The sequence below is a fragment of the Cupriavidus sp. 05L411 genome, assembly GCF_056398045.1.
The window spans coordinates 1-16,360 of the sequence record NZ_JBFTOQ010000012.1; the positions used below are offsets into that span (position 1 = coordinate 1).

16 protein-coding genes and 1 pseudogene are annotated in these 16,360 nt (G+C 67.0%); 7 read left to right on the top strand and 10 right to left on the bottom strand.

The genetic code is table 11. The annotated features are described in order from the left end of the window. The 6 genes and pseudogenes from AC1DQR_RS16125 to AC1DQR_RS16150 form a co-directional block, all read left to right on the top strand. A pseudogene (locus tag AC1DQR_RS16125) lies at positions 1 to 439 on the top strand (ImcF-related family protein); the annotation flags it as partial. Positions 440 to 485: 46 nt separating this feature from the next. Continuing rightward, positions 486 to 2,060 (top strand): type VI secretion system protein TssA, encoded by a 1,575-nt coding sequence (gene tssA, locus AC1DQR_RS16130; RefSeq protein WP_477133352.1) that lies wholly within the window; start codon positions 486 to 488, stop codon positions 2,058 to 2,060. Positions 2,061 to 2,083: 23 nt separating this feature from the next. Then, positions 2,084 to 3,907 (top strand): type VI secretion system baseplate subunit TssF, encoded by a 1,824-nt coding sequence (gene tssF / locus AC1DQR_RS16135; RefSeq protein WP_477133353.1) that lies wholly within the window; start codon positions 2,084 to 2,086, stop codon positions 3,905 to 3,907. A 74-nt stretch (positions 3,908 to 3,981) separates the two neighbouring features. Continuing rightward, the gene (gene tssG / locus AC1DQR_RS16140; protein ID WP_477133406.1) at positions 3,982 to 4,959 is read left to right on the top strand and encodes a type VI secretion system baseplate subunit TssG; all 978 of its coding nucleotides are present in this window, start codon (positions 3,982 to 3,984) and stop codon (positions 4,957 to 4,959) included. A 59-nt stretch (positions 4,960 to 5,018) separates the two neighbouring features. Continuing rightward, positions 5,019 to 5,624: a type VI secretion system lipoprotein TssJ gene (gene tssJ, locus AC1DQR_RS16145; protein ID WP_477133354.1), complete on the top strand. Its 606-nt coding sequence runs from the start codon at positions 5,019 to 5,021 to the stop codon at positions 5,622 to 5,624. 39 nt (positions 5,625 to 5,663) lie between these two features. Then, positions 5,664 to 7,055 carry an XAC2610-related protein gene (locus tag AC1DQR_RS16150; protein WP_477133355.1) on the top strand — a complete coding sequence of 464 codons (1,392 nt, stop codon included), beginning with the start codon at positions 5,664 to 5,666 and terminating at the stop codon, positions 7,053 to 7,055. Between the two features lie 75 nt (positions 7,056 to 7,130). Here AC1DQR_RS16150 and AC1DQR_RS16155 read toward each other — a convergent pair whose 3' ends face one another. The 7 genes from AC1DQR_RS16155 to AC1DQR_RS16185 all read right to left on the bottom strand — a co-directional run bounded on the left by AC1DQR_RS16155 (position 7,131) and on the right by AC1DQR_RS16185 (position 12,802). Beyond that, on the bottom strand, positions 7,131 to 8,585 hold the full coding sequence (locus tag AC1DQR_RS16155; RefSeq protein WP_477133407.1) for an amidase: 1,455 nt from the start codon (positions 8,583 to 8,585) through the stop codon (positions 7,131 to 7,133). A gap of 304 nt (positions 8,586 to 8,889) precedes the next feature. Continuing rightward, entirely contained in the window at positions 8,890 to 9,375 is a 486-nt protein-coding gene (locus tag AC1DQR_RS16160; RefSeq protein WP_416051089.1) for a cytochrome C, read from the bottom strand. 1 nt (position 9,376) lies between these two features. Beyond that, positions 9,377 to 9,832: a c-type cytochrome gene (locus AC1DQR_RS16165; RefSeq protein WP_416051088.1), complete on the bottom strand. Its 456-nt coding sequence runs from the start codon at positions 9,830 to 9,832 to the stop codon at positions 9,377 to 9,379. After that, positions 9,829 to 10,350 (bottom strand): methylamine dehydrogenase light chain, encoded by a 522-nt coding sequence (locus AC1DQR_RS16170; protein ID WP_416051087.1) that lies wholly within the window; start codon positions 10,348 to 10,350, stop codon positions 9,829 to 9,831. The genes AC1DQR_RS16165 and AC1DQR_RS16170 overlap by 4 nt, the downstream gene beginning before the upstream one ends. A 19-nt stretch (positions 10,351 to 10,369) precedes the next feature. After that, complete coding sequence (gene mauD, locus AC1DQR_RS16175; protein WP_416051086.1) at positions 10,370 to 10,957, bottom strand: methylamine dehydrogenase accessory protein MauD; 588 nt, start codon at positions 10,955 to 10,957, stop codon at positions 10,370 to 10,372. A 10-nt stretch (positions 10,958 to 10,967) separates the two neighbouring features. Beyond that, the gene (locus AC1DQR_RS16180) at positions 10,968 to 11,588 is read right to left on the bottom strand and encodes a MauE/DoxX family redox-associated membrane protein (protein WP_416051085.1); all 621 of its coding nucleotides are present in this window, start codon (positions 11,586 to 11,588) and stop codon (positions 10,968 to 10,970) included. Further along, positions 11,585 to 12,802, bottom strand: coding sequence for an amine dehydrogenase large subunit (locus AC1DQR_RS16185; RefSeq protein WP_416051084.1), 1,218 nt, complete (start codon positions 12,800 to 12,802; stop codon positions 11,585 to 11,587). Before AC1DQR_RS16185 ends, AC1DQR_RS16180 begins: the two co-directional genes overlap by 4 nt. A gap of 356 nt (positions 12,803 to 13,158) precedes the next feature. Here AC1DQR_RS16185 and AC1DQR_RS16190 point away from each other — a divergent pair, with 356 nt between their 5' ends. Further along, positions 13,159 to 13,335, top strand: a complete 177-nt coding sequence (locus tag AC1DQR_RS16190; protein ID WP_170301757.1) for a hypothetical protein — start codon at positions 13,159 to 13,161, stop codon at positions 13,333 to 13,335. A gap of 56 nt (positions 13,336 to 13,391) precedes the next feature. Here the strand turns inward: AC1DQR_RS16190 and AC1DQR_RS16195 are convergent, their stop codons facing one another. The 3 genes from AC1DQR_RS16195 to AC1DQR_RS16205 all read right to left on the bottom strand — a co-directional run bounded on the left by AC1DQR_RS16195 (position 13,392) and on the right by AC1DQR_RS16205 (position 16,331). Then, positions 13,392 to 13,754, bottom strand: a complete 363-nt coding sequence (locus AC1DQR_RS16195) for a translation initiation factor Sui1 (RefSeq protein ID WP_043353062.1) — start codon at positions 13,752 to 13,754, stop codon at positions 13,392 to 13,394. 130 nt (positions 13,755 to 13,884) lie between these two features. Beyond that, positions 13,885 to 14,751, bottom strand: coding sequence for an isocitrate lyase/PEP mutase family protein (locus AC1DQR_RS16200; protein ID WP_416051082.1), 867 nt, complete (start codon positions 14,749 to 14,751; stop codon positions 13,885 to 13,887). A gap of 881 nt (positions 14,752 to 15,632) precedes the next feature. Continuing rightward, positions 15,633 to 16,331 carry a YceH family protein gene (locus AC1DQR_RS16205; protein WP_416051081.1) on the bottom strand — a complete coding sequence of 233 codons (699 nt, stop codon included), beginning with the start codon at positions 16,329 to 16,331 and terminating at the stop codon, positions 15,633 to 15,635. Between the last annotated feature and the right edge of the window lie 29 nt (positions 16,332 to 16,360).

Consider the following 16,360-nt stretch of genomic DNA (forward strand, 5'->3'; position numbering starts at 1 on the left):
GCAATGGCAGACCGAGCGCGCCGGCACCAGCAAGAGCTACGAGTTCGGCGGCCGCTGGGGCCTGGTGCGGATGCTGGAGCGCGCGCACGTCGAGCCGGTGGATAGCGCGAACTACCAGTTGACGTGGCAGGCGAAGCCGGACGCGCTGGATGCGTCGGAAGCGCAGGAAGGGCCCGGCGCGCCGAAGGCCACTGCCGAGCGCCAGGCCGATGCGCACGGCCGGACCTTCGCCGAAGATCCCGACAGCCTGACCGCGCGCAGCGCCCAGGCGCCTGTTGCGGCGGACGTGACCTATCCGGTGCGCTACCTGATGCGAACCGAAGTCGGGCAGGGGCCGCTGGAGATGCTGGCGCTGCGGGGCTTTGTGCTGCCAACGCGGATCTTCGTGGGCCGGGAGCCRCTGGCAGCGGCCCGCGCCACACCCGCCCTGCGCAAGTAGAGATAGACAGAGACAAACGCAGACAAACAGGGACAAACGACAAACCATGTTCAACAAGCTTCTCAACGCGCTCTTCGGCGCGCGTGCCCCTGCGGATCTCGCGCGCTCCACACAGGTGCGCTGGGACCCATGGCTGCAACCCATCCGTCCCGACGCCCCGGCCGGCGACGATCCGGGCTACGACGACGACTTCCTTGCCATCAAGGAGGAGGTGGCCAAGCTGTCCGGCGTGAACGACACACTGATCGTCGAGTCCGCCGAGCGGCTGCTCAAGCTGACCGCCAAGGACTTGCGCCTTGCCGTGTATTACGTCTACGGGCGCATGCGGCGCGATGGTGCCGAAGGGGTCGCCGCTGGCTTCGAGCTGCTGTCGGCACTGGTCGACCGTTTTGGCACCCGGCTGCTGCCCGCCCGGGCCGAGAGCCGCAAGGCGGCGCTCGAATGGCTGGCCGGCGCGACGTTCACGGACCGGCTCGAGCGGGTGCCGGGCCTGGCCGGTGCGCAGCTGGAACGTACCTTGTCGGCACTGGCGCTGATTCTCGAGCGCACGGCGCAGTGGCCGGAACCGGCTCGCCCGGCACTGGATGGGCTCATCCGCCGCTTCGAGGGCCGGGTCGAGTCACCGTCGGCCACCGGCAACCCTGGTGGGGACGCACCATCCGGGCCCGCGGCCGCCTCGGTCCTGCCAGCCTTGGGCGAGGTGGCCTCGACGCGCGATCTGCTGGATCGGGCGCGCCAGATGGCGCTGTACCTGCGCCAGCAACCGCAGGGCTACCTCGCGGCCTACCGCCTGATGCGCTGCGTACGGTGGGATACGTTGACCGAGATCCCGCCGCACGAGCACGGCGGCAAGACGCGCCTGGTGGCGCCGCGCGCCGAACTGCGCGCCCAGCTCAAGCGCCTGATGCTGCAAAAGCAGTGGCCGGAACTGCTCGACCGCGTCGAGCAGGCCTTCGCCGAAGGCGCCAATCATTTCTGGCTGGACCTGCCGTACTACGCTTTCACGGCCCAGGATCAGGCCGGCGGCGAGTATGCCCGCGCGCGCGACCTGCTCGCCACTGACTGTGCGCTGATGCTCGAACGCCTGCCCGGCCTCGATCAACTGGCCTTCACGGACGGCACACCGTTTGCGGATGACATCACATTGGCGTGGATTGGGCGCCATGCCACCGTACGCGATGTCGAGCGCGGCGAGCCCATGGCGCCGGTATCGGTCGCGTCCGCCAGCACCGACTGGGCGGAGACGGAAGCCCAGGCGGCGGACCTCGCCGCCCAACAGAGCCTTGATGCCGCGTTCGCCTGGTTGCAGGGCCTGCCGGCGCCGGACGGCGAGCGCGACCGCTTCGTGCGGCAACTGGTGATGGCGCGCGTGGCCGAACGGGCGGGCCGCGCGGACACGGCGTGGCACTTGCTGGGCGCCCTCGAGGTGAACGCGCAACGCTTTCAGCTGGCCACCTGGGAGCCCTCGCTCGCGTTCGAGGCCAAGCAACAGCTGCTGCGGTTGCTCAAGGCCCGCATGACGCGCAAGGACGCGGACAAGGGCGCGCTTGCCCAGCGTATCGAAGCCCTGCTCGGCGATCTGACCGCCATCGACCCGGCCCGTGCCGTGGCCATCGCCTGACTGGCGAGTTAACTGACAGCCTCATGACCGATCCCACCCAAGACAACGAAATCCTGCGCTACTACGAAGCGGAAATGCGCTACCTGCGCGAAGCCGGCAAGGAGTTCGCCCAGGCGTTTCCCGACCGTGCACGGATGCTCAATATTGACGGCATCGGCGAGCGCGATCCCCATGTCGAGCGGCTGTTCGAGGGCTTTGCCTTCCTGATGGGGCGGCTGCGCCATAAGCTGGACGACGAGCTGCCGGAGCTGACCGAAGGGCTGGTCAGCATGCTGTGGCCGCACTACCTGCGCATGATCCCGTCGCTGTCGATCCTCGAGTTGTCCCCGACCATTGACACGTTGCAGCGCCACGAAACCGTGCCGGCCGGACTGGAGGTGCTGTCCGACCCTGTGCCGCTTGGCACGCAGGCAGCCGGTGGCAATGATGCCGTGCAATGCATCTACCGGACCACGCAAGCGGTCGACTTGTACCCGCTGCGCCTGACCGAGGCCAACGCCTATGCACGCGAGGATGGCCGCTCGGTGATCCGGCTCAGGCTCGAACTACAGGCGCAGGCACTGCGCGAGCCACTGGCGGTGCCGCGCCTGCGGCTCTACCTGCATGCCGACCGGCCAGTGGCGCTGGCGCTGTATGCCGCGCTGACCGCCCGGCCGCTGGCCATGCAGGTGCGCATTCCCGGCTACCCGGAGCAACGTCCGGGTGCGCCCCTGGCGATGCCCGGCCTGGCGCTGGAAGCGGCCGGCTTCGACGCGCAGGCGCGCCTGTGGCCCAAGCCGGACAATGCCTTTGGTGGCTACCAACTACTGCTGGAGTACTTCACCTTTCCCGAGAAGTTCATGTTCGTGGATCTTGTCGGGCTGGATATGGCAGCCATCCCGCCAGGTACCAGGCATGTTGACGTGGAGGTGGTGCTGGCCAGGCCGTTCCCCGACGACATGCGCTTCTCGGCGGAGAACGTGCGGCTCTTCTGCACGCCCATCATCAACCTGTTCGAACTGGAAGCCGACCCGATCACGGTCACGCACGTGGAGACCGAGTACCGGGTGCGGGCCATGGAGCAACACGGGCAGCATGTCGAAGCGTACTCGGTCGATACCGTGCGCGGCTTCGAGGCAGCGAGCGGCGCGCGCTTCGAGTACGCGCCGTTCGCCGCCTTTCGCCACCGGGGTGGCATGCTGCGCCACGAGATGCCGGAGCGCTACTTCCACACCCGGGTGCGCCGGGGGCCATCGGGCAAGTTCGACACCTGGGTGGTGCTCGGCGGCCATGCCTGGGAGCAGCAACAGACCCTGCCGCGGGAGACGCTATCGCTGTCGGTCACGGGCACCAACGGCATGCTGCCCCGCAAGGGCCTGCGCGAGGCCGGCATCACGCATATGCGGAGCGGGTTCGCCAACATCGGCACGGTGCGCAACCTGACCGCGCCGACCCTGCCGGTGTACCCGCCCACCGCCGACCGCTTCCACTGGCGCGTGCTGTCGCACCTGGCGCCAAACTACCTGTCGCTGCTCGATGCCGAGGTCTTGCGCGGCAGTCTTGCCCTTTACGACTGGACGGAAGGCGAGATGAACCGCAGGCGCATCGACGCCATCACGGACGTGCGGCACCGGCCCCTGCAAAAGCTCGTTAAAGGCGGCCTGCTGCGCGGCGTGGAGATCGAGGTATTACTGGACAGCACCCGCTTTGCCGGCGAGGGCGACGTCGAGCTCTTCGGCGAGATGCTCAACCGGTTCCTGTTGCTCTATGCCACGCTGAACCTGTACACCCGGCTGGTGATCGTCTCGCAGCCAAGCGGCAAGCGGCTCGCATGGCCCGACAGCAAGGCCGAGGGGGCACCGTTTTGAGCCTGCCGAAACTGACAGCAACGCAGGCGCAGGAGCGCGCCTTGCTGCCGGCGCTGCTCGCCCAAGCGCCGCAGATGAACTTCTTCCGGCTCTGCGAGCTGATCGAACTGGCCGCGCCGCAGCAACCGCCGTTGGGCACCACCGATTCCCCGGCCAACGAGCCCGTGCGGTTTCGCTCGCACGGACGGCTAGGCTTTCCGGGGCGGGAGATCGACGCGGTGGAGTGCGATAGCGACCACCCCGAGCGGCCACCGGTGGTGCGGACCACCTTCCTGGGCCTTTACGGCGTGGATGCGCGTATGCCGTCCTACTTCGTGGACGAGATCGCCCAGCGTCGCGACGGGGCAGAGCCGCTGGCGGCCTTGCTGGACCTGTTTCACCACCGGATCGTCACGCAGTTCTACCGCGTCGCGCGCAAGTACCGCTATCCGATGGGCTTCCGGCGCGGCGGACAAGACGAAGTGTCGTGTTACCTGCTGAGCCTGCTCGGGCTGGGCTTCGGCAGGCCGGGTGCCGAAGAGACCGTCCCCACACGCAAGCTGTTGTCGATGCTGGGGCTGGCCAGCCAGCGCACACGCACCGCCGAGGGCCTTGCCGGCGTGCTGCAGCATGCCGTGCCGGACGCGCGCATTACGGTGGAGGAGTTCCACCCCGTGTGGGTGCGCCTCGACGCCACCGAGCGGATGCCGCTGGGGGAGAACTGTGTGCTCGGGCGCGGCTTTTATGACCGCGCAAACACCGTACGCGTGGTGATCGCGCCGCAGGCACGCGACTCGGTGCTGGGGCTGATGCCGGGCCGTGCCATGCACCGGGAGGTGACGGCGCTGTTGCACTTCTACCTGGGCTATGAAGCGCACGCGCATCTGGAGATGCATGTGAGGCCGGCGCTGATGCCGGCGCCGGCCTTGAATTCGGACCAGGTGAGCCTGGGCTACACCACGCAGCTCAGGCAACCCGACGAAGCCGAAGCCACGGGCGCCAGTGACGCCGTCACCCGTGTGCAGCTCGGCAACTGGCGCGGGCACAGCTCGGCGCAGCCAACGCAACGCTGAACCCGCACTGTCAATGAAACGCAGCAATACGCTACAGCTACACAAAGAGGATCAACACGATGAGGCGACAGCTTCGAAACGGCGCCCTACTGCTGGCTGCCACCCATATAGCCGGTTGCGGCGTGGGCCAGGCCGTAAAGGACAGCACGGTGGAGGCAGCGAAATGGGCCTTCACGACGCAGGTCAAGACCATGAGCCTCGATCTGACCAGCCGGTCGTCGTTAAATACAAACGGCGCCGGGCAATCGTTGTCGACGGTGGTGCGGATCTACCAGCTGAAATCGCCGCAGGCCTTTGAGCAATTGAGCTACGCGCGACTGCAGGCCAATGATCTCGAATTACTCCAGCCCGATCTGCTGGCGACCAAGGACGTCATCCTGCGCCCCGACGCGAGCGTGAGCCTGAGCGAGCCGATGCATGCCGAGGCGGAGTATGTCGGGGTCATCGCGCTCTTCCGCAGTCCCGGCAAGGAAACGGTCTGGAAGCTGGTGGTGCCGAAGAAACAGTGGAAGAAGACCGATCCGGTGAGGATCGAGGTGCGCGGCAGCACGCTGGAGCTGGTGGGGGCCAGCTTTGACGGTCCCGGCGCCGTGGATGGCGCTGTCATTGTGCGTTTCGCCAGCACGCTCCGCAATAGTGAGTACGTTGCACCACATGTAAGTTAAGCTGCGGCTTGCATTCCTGCAATTTCCTGACATATCGCCGTGCTACTCCCCATTCGCAGTAAAGCCACTTCTGCTGCCTCCGCCGCTCTGGCCCTTGCTATCGCGTGCGTGAATTCGGCTTTCGCGACCGACTTCCTGGCGCCAGGCATTTATCGTGTCGAGCCAGACTCCCATCTGAGCCCGCCCAACAGAATGCCGGAGGCCGAGACAAGCCGCTTCAAGGAGCGCTTCGAGCACGCCTTGCCCAAGTCGGCGGATATCACCTATGCCGTGGTGTCGCACGAACCCGGTTCGGGCGGCAACAGGGTGCACTTTCTTGTAGACAAGGACTACAAGACCGACGTCAACTCCGCGAACAAGCTATGCGTGGCCTACGCCTTTCCGGGCTGGAACGACTACTCGGCATCCCAGCCGTTCTGCCGAACCAACATCAGCAACGAGTCTGAGGCACTGTTGAAACAGCGGACGGCGGTGGCGTTCACCGTGACCTGGCAGCCCAGGAAGACGTACCTGAGCACCGAGACCATTCGGCCACAACGCAAGCCAACGGCCGACGAGGTCGGCGCTTGCGCGCTTGGCGTATGCAGCCCCGAGGCGTATGGCAAGGGGGTCAACCATTATGAGATGGCTTACTACGCGGATAGCTTTGCCCTCGACAGAGTCCGCCCTTACCAGACAATCTTGTATCTCACCCAGGCGGTGCCACTGTTTGCCCGAGCCGAACGTGACACGATCCTGACCCGTCTCGACGCGGGGACTTATGTTCCTGTCCTCTCCACGGATGCGCAATGGTACGAAATCGAGCGCGTCGGGCGCGACGGCTCGATTACCCACGGCTGGGTCGACCGCGACGATGCGGTCGCGGTGAATTGGGTTGCGCAACGTGCCAGAACGCGCAATTTCCTGTTTCGTGTCGCATTTATCGAAGGCGAGCTCACATCCGACTCTCCGCACGCGGTCGCCATTGAGATCATCGATCGAAAATCCGGCGTTCGTACCCAGGTCATTCGTGACTTCGATTCCGATCCCGGCTTTGCGGCGCCCGCGAACGCCTTGCGCGTGGTCGACGCTAATTTCGACGGCTATCCGGACATTTCGATTTTTGGCATGTCGGGAGGCGCCGGGCCGAACAGCACCGAGAATTTCTTCTTGTTTGACGCCGCCCGGCGACGGTTCGTTTTTGATGAGACCTTGTCGGGACTGTTGCAGATCGCCATCGACTCCCGCACGCGCTCCATTTCCTCGGCGCAGCGCAATAGCTGCTGCAGCCACTCGGCGCAAACTTACCGTTACGCCGGCGGAACGCTGACGCTGGTTTCGACCTGGGACGAAAGCCTGACGGCCGATGGGAAATGGCTGGAGACAACCATAGGCCGCGCGCGCAATGGGAAGCTGCATTACCAGACACGACGAACAAAGCCGGAGCGCTGATACCGTTGATACAACAGGGGCGGCGTGGCGCATCCCGCCTGCGGTTTGCGGGATGGCCAGTTGAATACGCAATCCTCAAGCGGTCCTTGACCCCATCATCGCCGACGGCAACCGCTTGCCCACCCAATCCCGCTCTTCTTCATAGGCCCGCGCCAGGCGCAACACCGACACATCGTCCCGCGGCCGCCCAATCAACTGCATCCCCATCGGCAACCCCTGCGGCCCAAATCCCACCGGCACGCTGATTGCCGGACATCCCGACAGCGTCCAGGGAAACACCACTTCCATCCAGCGGTGATAGGTATCCATCTCGCGGCCGGCGATCTGCTTCGGCCAGGGCTGGTTCACATCGAATGGGAAGACTTGCGCCGTTGGCACCGCGATGTAGTCGAACTGCTTGAACACGCCTAGCAGCGCTTGATACCAGGCGCTGCGCTCCATGCTGGCGGCATAGACGTCGCTTGCGCTGAGCTTGAGCATGCCTTCGATCTCCCAGATCGCGGAGTCCTTGAGCAGCGCGCGCTTGGCCGGGTCCTGGTAGAAGGGCAGCATGCCGTTGCCGACCAGGAAATGACGGTGCACCAGCCAGGTCTTCCAGAGCCGTTCCGGCGAGAACGGAGGCTTGATGGCTTCCACCTGCACGCCAAAGGCCGGGAAGGTGTTGAGGGCATCCTCGCACAGCGGCAGGATGCCGGCTTCCATGGGCAGGTAGCCGTCCCAGTCGCCCAGCCATGCCACGCGCTTGCCCTTGAGGTTGGTCTTCAGCACGTCGGCCACATTGGCCGGGGTGAGCGTGGCCAGCACCGGGTCCTGCGCCAGTGCCTGCGGCGTGCGCGCATCGGGGCCAGCCTGTGTGGCCAGCAGCAGGGCCACGTCGGCGACGGTGCGTGCCATGGGCCCTTCGTAGCCGAGTTGCTGGATAAAGACTTCCGGGGCCGGGCCGTAGGGCACGCGGCCGGCGCTGGGGCGCATGCCATAGACGTTGCAGAAGCCGGCCGGGTTGCGCAGCGAGCCGCCGAAGTCGCTGCCGTCCGCTACCGGCAGCATGCGCAGAGCCAGCGCGGCGGCCGCGCCGCCGCTGCTGCCGCCGACGGTGCGGCTGGCGTCATAGGGGTTGCGGGTGGCGCCGTAGACAGGGTTGAAGGTTTGCGAGCCCAGGCCGAACTCCGGCGTGTTGGTCTTGCCGATCAGCACGGCGCCGGCGGCGCGTGCGCGCTCCACGATGATGGCGTCCACCGTGGGCACGTTGTCCCGAAAGATGGGTGAGCCGAAGGTGGTGCGGATGCCGCGCGTGAGCGCCAGGTCCTTGGGGGCTTGCGGCATGCCGTGCATCCAGCCGGCTGAGCGCCCGGCGGCGAGGGCCTGGTCGCAGGCGGTGGCTTCCTGCAGCAGCACTTCAGGCTCACGCAGCGCGACGATGGCGTTGGCGCTGGGATTCACCCGTGCGATGTGGTCCAGGTAGGCCGCCATGACTTCGCGGGCCGACAGCTTGCGAGCATGGATCTCGCGCGAGAGTTGCCAGGCCGGCATCATGACGATGGGATTCGGGCCGCCAGCCGTGGTGGTGGGGGCGGATGCGTCCGGTGCGCCGTTCTTGCCGGCGGGGGGCGCCGCGCCGGCGCTGCTGGCAGTGACGCCAGCGGCGATGCCGGCTAGCGTGGCGCCTGCCAGGTGGCCCAGCAAATGGCGCCGCGAAGGTTGTCCGGGGGCGGGGCCATTGACGGCGTTGCGCGCATTGCCGCTATCACGGTCACGGTCTGTGTTGCCTGTGGGGGTCATCGTGTCGTTCCTCGTTCCGGTTTTTTTGTCCCGCGTATTTGTTTGCGTGAGTTTGTCACATTGGCCCGGGGCTCGCGCGGGCGGTCTTGCCCGGCGTCGGCGTTGCGCCACTGCCCAGGATCGCCGCGCGGTGCGCGCTCACGTCGTCGAGCGGCTGGCGGCGATAGCGGCCCACCTCCTCGGTGCTGAACGCCTGCACGTCGTTGTGGCCGGTGAGCGCGGGCATCAGCCAGTTCATCAGCCCTGCGATCTCTGCGTCGCTCAGGGCGGAGGCCGAGGTGCCCGGCACCTGGATCAGGAACGCGCGCCCGGCCGGCGTGGCAAGCAGCAAGGGCACGGTCTCGCGCATGTCGGGGATGCCGGCCGAGGGCTTGCCGCGCGCATCGGGCTGGTGGCAGCCGGAGCAGTGCAGCAGGTAGTTGTCGCGCGCGTGGCGCAGCTCGGCCTGTGCGCTTGCGGTCGTGGCCAGCGTGGCCAGCGCCAGCAGGCACAGCCCGCGCCGCGCGGCCGCGCGCAAGGTGCGAGCGCTGCGTGATGCCATGCTATTGCCCCGCCTCGCGCAGCTTGCGCACGGCCCCCGGGGTCTTGCGCTCGGCGCGTGCGCGGGCCAGCGTATCGGTGTTCACGGCCTGCTCGGGCGCGCCGTTGCTCGCCGCCAGCCACGACAGCACGGCGGCCAGCGATGCATCCGGCAGTGTGGCGAAGCTGGGCATGACGCCGTTGAACGACTGGCCCTGCGACTGGATCGGGCCGGCGAGCCCGTGGGTCAGCACATTGGCCAGGTAGGCCTGGCCCGCCGGTGTGGCGAGCCGCTCGCGCAGCGCGCCGGCCAGCGGCGGCGCCACGCCGGCAATGCCGGAGGCATCGGCATTGTGGCAAGCGGCGCAGTGCGTGCCGAACAAGGCCTTGCCCTGGTCAGCCAGCGACTCGGCAAGGGCGATGCTTGCAGGCGCCACGCATGCCAGGCACAGCGCTAGTTGTGAGAGAGACCGCTTCATCCCTGGGCTCCGAGAATGATCGAGGTGGTGCAATGGAACATGGTGCTGTCGTTGCTCATGCACCAGTTCACATCGTTGTGCACGCCCAGCCGGTAGCCCGGCCGTTCGCGCTCGTTGGTGTTGCACTCACAGCGCCCGCATGTGGTCTTGCCGCAGCAATCGTTGTAGCTGACCATGTAGCTTCTGCCGTCGGCCGGGTTGTGGCAGGTGCCGACCCACGACACGCGCGAGGGCTCGGTGCCGGGCGGGCAGGAGGTGGAAGTGCCGCCGCAGCATGCGCACAGAAAGCCATCCACCGCGCAGTACTTCCAGTAGTCGCAGGCGGTTTCGTCCTGCGCTTGCGGGCCGGCGGCCTTGCTGCCGTGTGCTCCCGCCGCGTGCGCGCTGCGGTCGAAGGGCAGCACCGGCAGCGCCATCGTCCCCACCATGACCTTGCCGAGCGTGGCCAGCACGCTGCGCCGGCCCGTGCGCTGCGCCGCGCGCCGGGTCTGGTGTTCGAAAAATCGGTCAATCCACATGGGTTTTCTCTCCCTGCCTTCAGGCACGCGTTTCCAGGAACTGCTGCACCGAGCCCACGTCAAGGTCCATCGCGGTGAACAGGCTCTCCAGCTGCTCGCGCGAATTCACCAGGCCCTTGGCGCGTAGCGTGCCGCGCACGTCCATCAGCACGCCGTACGGCAGCTTGCCGATCTGCAGGTGCATGCCGAGCTCGGGCGATAGCACATAGGGGAAGGCTTCCAGCCCGGCCTGGCGCAGGAAGGCCAGGTGCTCGGGCTGTTCGCCGTCGGAGGCGAGCACCACGCGCAGCCAGCCAGCCTCGCTGGCCTGCATCGACTTGAGTACCGGCAGCAGCTTCTTGCAGACCGGGCAGGTCGGCGAGAGAAAGAACAGCAGCGTGCTGCGGGGCTGCGCGCCGCCCACCGCTACCGGGGCGCCGCGCACATCCTGCAAGGCAAAGGGCGGCAGCGCCTCGCCCACGCGCGGGCCGGCGTCGATCACCAGCGCGCCCATCGGCGCGACGCGCTCGAACAGGATGCCGACCTGGCGGGCCAGGGCATAGAAGCCGAAGAGCAGCGCCAGCACGACGATCCACAGCACGATATTGGCAATCACAAGGGCAGTCATGGGAGTCTCACTAGAGGGTGGAATGCGTAGGGTGGCTGGAAGCCAGGCGGCCAGTGCGGCGGGCAGCGCGGTCGGCGTTGACCAGCAATTGCGTGGCGCCGAGCCAGAGCAGCAACAGCGCGAGCGCGCAGAAGCCGGCGGCGAGGGTGTCGAGCAGGTTGAACGCCCGGGGTGCCGTGCCCGCCGCCAGTCCGGCAGCAGCGATCGCGGCCAGCACCAGCACCGCGAGCAAGCCAAGGTTGCGCAGCAGCAGGCCGTTGGATAGCCGCAGGTTGTCGGCGTGGCTGCCGCAGCCGCAGCGGATGTCGCGCCGCCCGCGCAGCAGGTTGATGCCCACCGCGCCGCTGGCTGCTGCCACCACGCATGCCGCCAGCAGCGCCGCGCCCGGGTGCAGCGGCGCGGCAACCAGCGCCGCCACGCTGGCCGTCTCGGCGCCCAGGTAGGCAAGCGCTACCGGGCGCGACCATGCGTCGGGCACCAGCCGGTAGGCGCTGACGGCGCCCCAGAAGCCGGAGAAGTCGCGCAGCTTGGGCCACAGTGAGTGCGCCAGCACCAGTGCGGCAGCGGCGGAACAGGCCGCTGCCACGACCGGATCGCGCAGCACGTCGGAGACCACGGCGGCGGCGCTCATTGATGCAGCTCCAGCTGCACCGCGTTCTCCGCCACCTGGTCCAGGCGCGCCACGGGCTTGAGGCCCCGGGCCGGGTCCAGCGACACCACGCCGGCCCTGGCGGCGTCCAGCACATACAGCGTCGGCTGCGGCCCTTGCGTGATGGTAAGCGCCAGCGCGTTCTGCCCCGGCGCGCGGGCGATGCGCTTGTGCTGCGCCAGGTCGATGGTCCAGATCTCGGCGGCGGGGGTCTTGTGCGATCCCTCCTTGCTGCGCGGATGCATGCCCAGGTACAGGCGGCCCGTGGCCGCGTGCAGCGCGAACAACTGGTAGCCGCCCGGCTTCCAGCCCGCCTTGCGGTCCGCCGCGTCCACCACGGGCCAGGGCTGCGCGAAGACCGGCGTCTCACCCGCGAGATCCGCGCTGTAGACGTTGCCGTTGAAGGACACGAAGGTCAGCGTGTTGCCCACGCGCTCGCTGTGCAGGAAGACCGGGTCGGCATCGGGATCGAACATGCGCGCACTGCGCTTTTGCCCGCTGGGCTGGCCGGCAGCGTCATGCGTCACCGTCAGCATCGTGCCGTCGCTGCACAGGGTGCGAAAACGCTGGCTGGATGCCTCGGTGGCAAATATGCCCCAGCAGCCCGGGGTTTGTGCCTCCGCCACGAACTTGCCAGCCTGCAGGTCGACGATGCTGACCGAGGTGGCGGGCGTGGCATTCTGCACATAAAGAAAACGGCCGTCGGCGGATACTGCGGCGATGCCCCGGTAGTTCAGGGACTGTGCGTGCTTGGGCGGGATCACGATCTCGCTGCGGTAGGCCAGCGTGGCGGTGTCATACAGGCTCACCACATCAGCCCGCTCGCCCCGCGCGAGCCGCGTGTAGAACGTGGAGATCACATACAGCGTGCGCTTGTCCGGGGACAGCACGCTCTGGCCGCCGAACGCGGTGGGCACCAGCCCGAGGTAGCGCATGCGCTTGCCGTCCACCACGTGCAGGCGCCCGTCCACCATATGCTTGAACGCCACATCGGAGATGTAGAGCCGGCCATCGTCGGCCGGCGCGAGCGGTTGCACGGAGAGGGTTTCCGGCTGCAGTTCGGCGGTGCTGGCGGCATCGCTGGCATTGGGGGCGGCGGCAGCTGGCAAGGCTAGCACGCTCAACATCGTCGCTGCGGCTACTCTGCGTACCACGCCGGGCCGTCGGGTGATGGCCCTGGTGCTTACCTCGTTCACTGGATGGCTCCTTGGGATGCGCTTTGCAATGGGGCCAGTCTACGAACGGTGGGGCGCGGGCGTTATCCGAAATCGGCAACGGCGGCACGGGGATATTCACCGATGCGGCCCGGGCTGCCATCCGGCATCAGGGCGAACCTGCACTGCTGCTGTGCACGCAGCGCCATGCGGGGGGCAAATGCCAAGGCGCGGGCTTATCCGTTTTCGGAAACGGAGCAGAATGGACAGTAGGGATGAAGAGGGCTGAAGAGAGCGAAGGCGGTGCAGCTAGGGCGGCAAAAGCGGCTGCGCAGCGGCGCCAGAACGGGCCGAGGCTGCCACCATGCTACGATCCGCGCCTAATACGGAGAAAGAAGATGTTTTATACCTGCCAGAACCAGTCGTGCCAGACGCGTTGGGACCCCAAGGACGTCACGGTCAAGGACGAAGGCCAGGGCCCGCTGTTTCGCTGTCCGGTGTGCAACTCCCGCAACCCGGTCGTGCCCCAGCGCAAGTCCGACGGCACCATCGTCTACAAGCAGCGCACCCGCTAAGAAGCTGGCTAAGAGGCTGATCAAGGCCGGCCTGTTGACGCGCCGCCCAGGGGCGCTCAGCCACCGGCCCGCTTGACGGTCATCCCGCGCTGCTTGAGTTTTTCCACTACCGTGTCGCAGTGGTCGCCCTGGATTTCGATCACACCGTCCTTGACGGTGCCGCCCGAGCCGCAGGCGGCCTTCAGTTCCTTGCCCAATTGCGCCAGCGACAGCGCGTCCAGCGCCACGCCGCGCACCAGTGTCACTCCCTTGCCCTTGCGGCCCTTGGTCTCCCGCGACACCCGCACGATGCCGTCGCCTTGCGCGACCGGCCGCGCCTTGCCGCAGGTGCAGGCCGCCAGCGCATTGCCGCAGCCGGGGCACATGCGGCCGTGTTCAGTGGAGTAGACCAGCGAGCTGGCGGGTTTCGGGTGAGACATGACAGGCGTTCCGGGTGACGGGCTGGCTGGCGCAGCCCGGGGCAGGCAGCGTACGACAAGCGCGCGGCGCCTGCAAGAGGGCGACGGCGCACTTCAGGTGCCACTTGCTGCCCTCGCCAACGGCCGTGGCTCACTCGCCGTAGCTCTGCCCCTGCGCGATCAGCTCCGGCGTACCGATGACGCCGTTCAGCCCGTCGAAATCCAGCATGGCATCGCGCATCGGCGCGGTGGTGCCATGTTCGAGCAGGCTGCCGTAGTAGCGCTGCATCTGCGCGCCGATGAAGCGCACCACGCCACCCGGGAAAATCACGATGCGAAAGCCCCGGCCGGCGAGTTCGGCCGCGCTCTGCACTGGCGTCTTGCCGCCTTCCACCATATTGGCCAGCAAGGGAATGCGCCCGGCAAAGTGCGCGCAGATGCGAGCCATGTCTTGCTCGGTGCGCAAGGCCTCGATAAACAGCGCGTCGACTCCGCATGCCACATAGGCCTCGGCGCGTTCGATCGCTGCGTCCAGTCCCTCGATGGCCACCGCATCGGTGCGGGCCAGGATCAGGGTCCGCGACGAAGCACGCGCGTCCAGCGCGGCCTTGAGCTTGCCGCACATCTCGGCTGCCGCGACAACGCGCTTGTTGTCCAGATGGCCGCAGCGCTTGGGAAAGGTCTGGTCCTCGAGCTGGATCATGGCCGCGCCGGCGCGTTCCAGCGTGCGCACGGTCCGTATCACGTTGAGCGCATTGCCGTAGCCGGTATCGGCATCGACGATCAGCGGCAGGTCGACGCGGTCGGTGATCCTGCCGACGATATCCACCGTCTCGGTGGCGGTGGTCAGGCCCACGTCCGAGCGCCCGAGTTGCGTGTAGGCGACGGCCGCGCCAGACAGGTAGAGCGCTTCAAATCCCGCTTGCGCGGCGACCAGCGCCGAGAACGCGTCGTAGACGCCGGGCACCAGCAGCACGCGCGGTTGGCGCAGGCGCTCGGCGAGGGATGGAGTTGTCATTTTTTTTGCGGTGTGGCGGCCCATGGCCGGCGTGGAAAACGCCGGCATGGTGCTTGCCCTTCGAGGGGATGTGGTGCGGCATGATAGCGAATAACGAGCGAGCGCTCAGCCGCTGGCGCGAGGTGCGCCATGTCCATACATTAGGGGGCGAAATTGTCAGAGCGAAAGATGCCCGGGCCTTCGTTGAAGGCGCTCGCAAGGCACGCAATGTCTGCATCGGGCCCGGGTGCTTGATGGTGGGGCGCTTGTGCGGCGCCCCCTTGCGCACTGTCGATGGCGCTGCCTAGCGCCCGGCAGGGCTCCCGTAAAATGCACCAGTGCGGGGATTCGAAACGATGTAGGTATTGCGTCTTGCCCAAGTCTGGGCAGCCATGAAGACTTCAGGCTCGCGCTGGCTCCAGTCACTCGTCATGAGTGGTGCAGCCTCCTGCTCCGTCGTGGCATACACGACGGCCTGGTGAAGGGCGGCCCGGCCTTGGCTTCCTGGAATGGTAATGGTGCGAATCGTCACGCGCATCGTCAAAGGCCTCAACGTGTTTGGACTGCAAAGTATGGCTGCCTTTCAAGGACAGATTTGTGACAGCGTAGTGTCCTGATCTGCACTGGAAGGCTGCGCCATGGGGGCTTGGCGAAGCCGTGACAATCTGGTTTGCGGCCTCGCGGTGAATCGGGAGCATCCATGCCCGATCATACGCGCAAGCACTAATCGGGCCAACGGCATCTGTTGTGGCGCGTCGACAGGCGGGGAACAGCCTGCGGCGGGCGCCGCGGCCATTCGGCTTCCGGCTCCAGCCGGGTTCGTGGCCGGTCCGGGAAAAAATAGATTACCCGGCACATTTTCACCGGCTGCAGCGTGCGATCTCCCCCGCCCGCGCTCGCGACTAAAGCGCCGCTTTGTCGATCGCAATGCCGAGTTCGCCCGCCATGCGCTCCACCAGCGCCTGGAGCCGGTTCACCTTTTCCGCCAGTTCCTTTTGCTCGGCTTTGAGCGACTCGAATTCGGAGGGCGAGATGCTGTCGTCGGTGCCGCCGCGCTCGGCGATGTCATCGACGCTGACTTCCCCGCACAGCAGGTGCATCCAGCGGTTCTCACGTCCGCCGGGAGCCCGCGGCAGCTTGACGACGAAGGGTGGCTCGGCGGCGGCCAGTTCTTCCAGGAACACCTCGACCGACGAGATGTCGGCAAATGCGTGCAGGCGCGCGGAGTTCAGCCTCAGCTCCGCGACCGTCTGGGGCCCGCGCAGCAGCAGCGTGGTGAGCAACGCGACCGACTGGCTCGGCACGCCCAGCACGCGTTTCATGTTCTGCTCGAATCGTGGCACGCGGCTGCTGCTGCCTTCCATGGCCAGGCTCAGGCGTTTCAGGCCATCGATGGCAGTGAGGATCTCGGCCTCGGAGGCATTCATCACCGGCGAGCGCGCGGTCTTCTGGTTGCAGCCGGATGTCAGTGCGTTGAGCGACAGCGGATAGGTGTCCGGCACCGTGTGCTGCTTTTCGACCAGCACGGCCAGCACGCGCCCTTCAAGCTGCGTCAGGGAACGGATGGCCGGGCGTGCGGGGGTGTCGGGATTGGGATTCATGAGTGGTATCACTAGGTGAAGCTGCTTGC